Source organism: Bacillus sp. LLTC93, from assembly GCF_002993125.1.
GTDB lineage: Bacteria > Bacillota > Bacilli > Bacillales > Bacillaceae > Bacillus > Bacillus zhangzhouensis.
This window is the reverse complement of sequence record NZ_PVME01000015.1, coordinates 1-6,191: the sequence shown is the minus strand read 5'-3', so window position 1 is coordinate 6,191 and position 6,191 is coordinate 1. Positions and strand designations below refer to the sequence as shown.

Annotated in this window: 6 protein-coding genes; 4 read left to right on the top strand and 2 right to left on the bottom strand. The window is 38.1% G+C overall.

All coding sequences use genetic code 11. From position 1 onward, the window contains the following. The first annotated feature begins 107 nt into the window (after positions 1-107). The 4 genes from C6W18_RS19820 to C6W18_RS19805 all read left to right on the top strand — a co-directional run bounded on the left by C6W18_RS19820 (position 108) and on the right by C6W18_RS19805 (position 3,591). Positions 108-290, top strand: a complete 183-nt coding sequence (locus tag C6W18_RS19820) for an antitoxin VbhA family protein (protein WP_105928637.1) — start codon at positions 108-110, stop codon at positions 288-290. 441 nt (positions 291-731) lie between these two features. Next, entirely contained in the window at positions 732-1,847 is a 1,116-nt protein-coding gene (locus tag C6W18_RS19815) for a Rap family tetratricopeptide repeat protein (protein WP_105928636.1), read from the top strand. Next, the gene (locus C6W18_RS19810) at positions 1,837-2,091 is read left to right on the top strand and encodes a hypothetical protein (RefSeq protein ID WP_223251752.1); all 255 of its coding nucleotides are present in this window, start codon (positions 1,837-1,839) and stop codon (positions 2,089-2,091) included. Before C6W18_RS19815 ends, C6W18_RS19810 begins: the two co-directional genes overlap by 11 nt. A gap of 477 nt (positions 2,092-2,568) precedes the next feature. Then, positions 2,569-3,591: a protein rep gene (locus C6W18_RS19805; protein WP_105928635.1), complete on the top strand. Its 1,023-nt coding sequence runs from the start codon at positions 2,569-2,571 to the stop codon at positions 3,589-3,591. A 43-nt stretch (positions 3,592-3,634) separates the two neighbouring features. Here the strand turns inward: C6W18_RS19805 and C6W18_RS19800 are convergent, their stop codons facing one another. Then, positions 3,635-4,315, bottom strand: a complete 681-nt coding sequence (locus C6W18_RS19800) for a hypothetical protein (RefSeq protein ID WP_105928634.1) — start codon at positions 4,313-4,315, stop codon at positions 3,635-3,637. Positions 4,316-4,963: 648 nt separating this feature from the next. Continuing rightward, positions 4,964-5,437 (bottom strand): DUF3967 domain-containing protein, encoded by a 474-nt coding sequence (locus C6W18_RS19790; protein WP_105928632.1) that lies wholly within the window; start codon positions 5,435-5,437, stop codon positions 4,964-4,966. Positions 5,438-6,191 lie beyond the last annotated feature (754 nt).

The following is a 6,191-nucleotide window of genomic DNA, read 5'->3' as shown; positions in this document are numbered from 1 at the left end:
GCCGAAGGGGCATCCCCCGAAGATCGGGGGTAGGGGGTTTGAATATTTGCCATCCAACGTGCTAGCGTTGGCGGGTTTGGGCAGAGCCCAAGAAAGGCGGTCCGATGATGAAAATGACAAGAGAGCGTTTTGAAAAAGGCATGAGATATGCGAAAGCGACACATGCCATTGAAGGAATTTATCTTACAGCTGACGAGGAAGAATTATTATGGCAGCACGCATCTGGTCAGATCACAGATGAGGAGTTTGAGAAAAAAGCCCTTGAATTGGCTTATAAAGTGATACAATAGAGTTCTAGGCGGAAGGTGCGTAGCGGAAGACGACGGTAGTCGTCGAGTGGCAACGAAAAGCGAAGCACCGAGAGCCAAACGGGAACCCCCTATGCTAACAGGGGGGTAGTACGCAAGATGAAAATAAAACGTATAAAAAAACATGTCGTGCATTTTAAAAATGCCGTTGAGAGCGTTCAGATTAGATTCTGAGCGCTTTTATTTTTGTTCAGGTAATTGAAATAGGGGAATGCGTTAAAAACGCTTATAATGGCTTTAAATGCGTTTTTTTCGTTTTGTCTGCTGCACCAATATCTAAAACCCGATATGTCTTGTGTCCTACTTGATAAAAAAGTGCTTGCGCCATGCCGAAAATTTTACATATCAAGGGAGAAATAGGGTTTTATTAGGAAATGTTGTGCTAGCATTTATGGTAAAACTGGTTTTTAAGGGGGATTGTACATGGAAGCTATACCGTCTCCAGTTGTAGCAATCAAGATAAATGAGTGGTACAAGCACATAAAAAAATTCAATGTGAAAGATGCTGAAATGTTAAGAGAAGATATTAGAAAAGAAATAGATGTGATGGAAGAGGATGAACAAGCGGTTCTTTATTTTCAGTTGATGGAGTTTCGTCATCAATTGATGTTGGACTATGTGCAGCCTTCTGGAGAACCACTAGAGAAGTCGGATTATTTGAAAGCTGTAGAAGGTCAAGGGAAAAAGATGGCGGGTATTCTTGAATACTATTTCAACTTTTTTCAAGGCATGTATGAGTTTAAAACTGGTGAGTTTATCAAGGCGATCGTGTTCTATAAACGAGCAGAGAAGCGGTTAGAGCAAGTGGCGGACGAATTGGAAAGGGCAGAATTCTATTACAAATTATCAGAAGTGTTTTATCACATGAAACAAACTCACATGTCTATGTATTATGTTGGCCTTGCTTATGATGCGTACCGTTTAAACTCTAATTTTGTGGTTCGAGAGATCAATTGTTTGACTGTGGTTGCAGGAAATTATATTGATTTGGAACATAGGGAAAAGGCACTTTCGCAGTTACTTGCTGTTTTGGAAAAAGCAAAAACGTTAAAAAATCAGCACATGATTTTTAGAGCTTTGCATAATATCGGTTCATGTTATGAAGGTTTGGGTGATAACATCCGAGCTATATCTTATTTTCATCAAGCGATTGAAATTGGGAGTTCTATTGGTGAGAAAGTGCTTCTGACTTATTACAGAATGGCTATGATTCATTTGAAAAATAAGGAGTTTATCGAAGGACAAAACTTTTATAGAAAGTCATTTGAGCAGGCAGAAATTCATCATGATGAGCTTTATTTTATACTTTTGGAGTTTATGAAAAAATTATTTTTTGATTCTGCTAATCTAAGTGACATCTTGAATGTACTGGAAAAATTGAACAACATGAAGGGATATCGTTACATGGAAGACCTAGCATTAGAAGGCGCCCAGTTCTATACTAAAAGCGGGCGTATGGATGAATCTGTAAAATTATACGAGAAAGTGATGTACGCCCGAAAACAAATTCAAAGGGGCGACTGTTCATATGAATTTTAAAACGGTTCTTACTGGGTTTTTAAGTGCTTCAGCTTTGCTAGGTGTGATCTCTTTATCATCTGTTGAGTTTGATGCGAATTCAAGAAACGCTACTTCTCCAGAAGCGATTGATCTGACTGTAAGAAATGCTACAGGGAATGGTTTTACTACAATGGATTTTCCTCTTATAACCCGATCTACAACCCAAGATTTTCGTCTCATAACTTCAATCGATGAATCTGTTAATTCAAGGGTTGCAACATGATGTATCGTATTCGTTTTGTAACACGTGATTCAAGGGTGATGATTTAATTTTGCAGACCTTCAGGGTCTGTTTTTTTGTGGGCAAGGTGAAGGCAGCTGTATTTTGAAAGTCGGGTTTAGTCAGGTTTGGTATAGTGTTCAAAAATTGAACACTATGAATGGAGTGGAAAAAATCAAAAAAAATCTCCCCCTGCTGGGAAATTTGGTTTAGTCTTTGGTCTTTTAGGTTTTTGGGTTTTGATCTTTTAAAAAGATGGCGGTTTCGCCAGCTTTTTGGGCGATTTTGACGGAGTCGGAATCGTGTCTTTTCTTATCTTGATACATATAGAAACACTGTCATTTTGAAAAATCGCTATAAATCCAGTTCTGTCAAGGCTTTAAGGGTAATTTGACAGTGAAAAACTCCATCTGCTATTATTGAGTTACCACACTAAATAATAGATAGCTAGAGAACTAGCCACAGAAGGAGTTTTGCACTTTGTTTTATTCATCTGAATCGAATTATATCACTCTTGAGGACAAAACCGCAACAGGTAAAAAGCGGGATTGGAGAGGGAAAAAGGTGAGATCGTCATTGATGGCGGCTCATTATGAGGGACTTGAAAAGCGTACCGGTGCGCCTTACTACGGAAAAAAGGCAGAGAAAGTATGTGATTGTGCGGAATGTCTTGCGTTTAAGAGAGATAAAGAAACGGGCAGACTACGATTATATCAAGCCTATTTTTGTAAAGTGAGGTTATGCCCTATGTGTGCATGGCGTAGGTCGTTAAAAATTGCTTATCACAATAAGTTGATTGTAGAAGAAGCAAATAAACAGTATAAGCCTGCGTGGATATTTCTCACGTTGACAGTGAAAAATGTCGAGGGCGATGATTTAAAACAAACGATTACTGATATGATGCAAGGCTTTAGAAAGCTGTTTCAATATAAAAAAGTGAAAACTGGTACACTTGGTTTTTTCAGAGCTTTAGAGATTACGAAAAATCATGAAGAAAATACATATCATCCGCATTTTCATGTGTTAATTCCTGTTCGTACTGGTTACTTTGGCAAAAACTATATTAGTCAAAAGGAATGGACAAGCTTTTGGAAGCGTGCAATGAAATTGGATTACACACCTATTGTGCATGTGCAGCGGGTCAAAGGAAAAAAGGGAATCGATGCGGAAGCAATTGAAAAAGAAGTGCGCGAAGCAATGGAAGAACAAAAGGCGATTCTTGAAATCTCGAAGTATCCTGTGAAGGATACCGATGTGATACGTGGGAATGAAGTGACCGAGGAGAATTTGGATACGGTTTATTATTTGGATGATGCATTAAGTGCTAGGCGGTTGATCGGTTATGGCGGGATCTTGAAGGATATTCATAAAGAACTCAATTTGACGGATGCTGAGGACGGAGATCTGATCAGAATTGAAGAAGATGATGATGAGGTAGCAAATGAGACGTTTGAGGTCATGGCTCACTGGCATGTTGGCATCAAGAATTACATAATTAATTAGAGGAAAAAGCAGGCTGAGTTAGAGCCTGCTTTTTCTTCATTTCTTAGCTATTTGGTAAATCTACTCTTTTAGGATTGCTTGTCCATGCTTTTCCTGAAGGTTTCTTGTATTTTTTGTCGTTGTAAAGTCTTGTTGTCGTGTATTGATACCATTTATCTGTCATGAAACCTTTTTGGTATAAATCGTATTTATAATATTTTTGAGGAATATATTTATCGAGATTGTGATCTGTGTAAACTAATAAAACTCTTACAGAATTAATTCCCCAACCGGCACCTGGGATTAGTAGAGCTAGTTTCATATAAAGTGATGCTGCACTTGTTACTTCTTTTGTATGACCCTTTGATGTTCCAACATATTTATATCCTGATTTTGGTTTAGCTGCAGAAGTACTGATTTCAGAATTGTTATTACTATTTGCTAGTTGTGGATTGTATTCATAACTAATACCTTCTTGTATTTTTCCATTAATCGTTACATTTTCTGTATTGCCATTGTATTCGACATCATATAATTTGCCGTTTTTATTGTATGTAACTGAATATACGTTGTTTTCGAGACTAGCATTTTGTATTTTTCCTGATTCACTTAGTTCTTCAACAGTCACATTGTGTGTGGCACTTTGGTATGTTTTTTCTGTAGATGCTGAAGCAATATTGCTGTTAGATAATACTCCGAATGCAACTAGAGCGCTTAGCGTAGAGCAAATTATTTTCTTTCTCAATTAAAAATCCCCCATCTTTCAATTTTGTTACTTAACTCCTAAATATGGCACTGACTATAGAAAGTTAAGACTGATTGTTTTACAATTTCATGGTAACATAAATTTTTCGAGATTGTAATTAAAAGTATAAAATGTAAGTAAAAGTATATCGGGGGATTTGGATGATAAAAAGAGAAGTTTTTCAAATAGTTTTGTTTACAGTCCTTTTGGCTATTTTTCTTTATCAAGGTGTACAAAGAGACTTTCCTGTTCAATATTTGATTATTCTAGTTGCATGCTATCTTGCTGTGATAGTTTATAGAATTATAAAAGTAATGAGATATAAAAAGGAGCAAAGTACAGTTAAGTAGTTTGAGCTATTTTTGGTTGCGGTCTCCGCAATCATTTTTTTTATTTTTTAGAACTTCGTTTTGAGGAATATTTTTGTGTTAGAATCCGTTCACTGTGGAGGTGAATGTGATGACAATTGTAATTAATGTGATGGATTTAGGAGCATTCATTTTTTGTACTTTGATGTTCATTGCATGTGCAATTTCAGAAACAGAAGCCGGCTATTGAGTCGGCTTCTTCTTTACACGCTTGACGGAAATCGAGAGATTTTAGCACTCACACAGGGGTGTGTATAAGTGCGCCATTTTCATGGGTGTCCTATTTCCAAAATTGCCACCACTTTTTTTGTTGAGTAGCAGCAATCATTTTTTTTGTTTCAATGGATTCTTTCAAAGCGAGTATGAGATTCTCATCTCGCTTTTTTTGCTGTTCTTCAAACTGTTCGAGTCGTTTTAGGATGGCTCGATTGAATTCCTCTTGTCTTTGAATGAGATCGGCGACATTGATATCTTGTAGCGGTGTAGCGGTATCCGATATGGACAAGTTTGACCGATACAAGGTCGCTACAAGTTTGGCTACTTCTTCTAGTGATTTACCACTTAATTTAGAGTGTGTGTATATATACTCCATAGCGGATAAATCGGACTCATTATACTGACGCCATCCCTTAGTGTCTCTGGCGAAATTATAGCCGTTTTTCTCGAGCATGGCGGCGTATTTGCGTATCGTGACGCTGGAGACATTGAGCTTGTTTGCAATGTCTTGTGAAGAAAGGTAGGTTTCAGGTTTCATAGCGGGTTCACCTCTTTATGATTCATTCGCTATGGTATACGCTACGTCCTTCTAGATCAAAAGGCAAAATGTTTTTGTTTTGCGTAGCGGGTTGAAAGAGAAAAATTTTGTTAAGTGTCACTGGAGACATTTAGGGAAAGGTGAAAAGAGCATAAGGGAAAACTGCAACCACTTTATGTTTGAAATCCCAGTGTGATTTGTTTCGCGGCGGTTGCGATTTTTGAAAGGAATGTGCCTAAAAATGAAATTCTGACACACCTTTTTTTAGGAGAAAAATGTGGTGATGTGGCAGAAACGGAAAAACTGCCACACCATAAAAAGGAAAAGTGAGAAGAATTGAGTAACGTTTTGTGTTTGAAAAGGAGCGCACCTGCACATAAAGAAAGGGAGCGTTTTGCAAAAAAATCAGTCGTAACAAGGGGTCAATAATGGTGAATTAAGTTTCGTGTTTGTTTTGTGTTGTTTCGGAAAAGTGTGCACTCAAAAGGAGCGTTACTGTTTAAAAAATGGAGTGAAAAACATATGGCATGAGTCAACGGTAAGCGGAACGAAGTGAGCATTAAGGAGTTGACTCATTCACGACACCCAAAAGCCTGTTTATCAAACAAACCCCGTTTGTTTGCGCCTGCCGAAGGGGCATCCCCCGAAGATCGGGGGTAGGGGGTTTGAATATTTGCCATCCAACGTGCTAGCGTTGGCGGGTTTGGGCAGAGCCCAAGAAAGGCGGTCCGATGATGAAAATGACAAGAGAGCG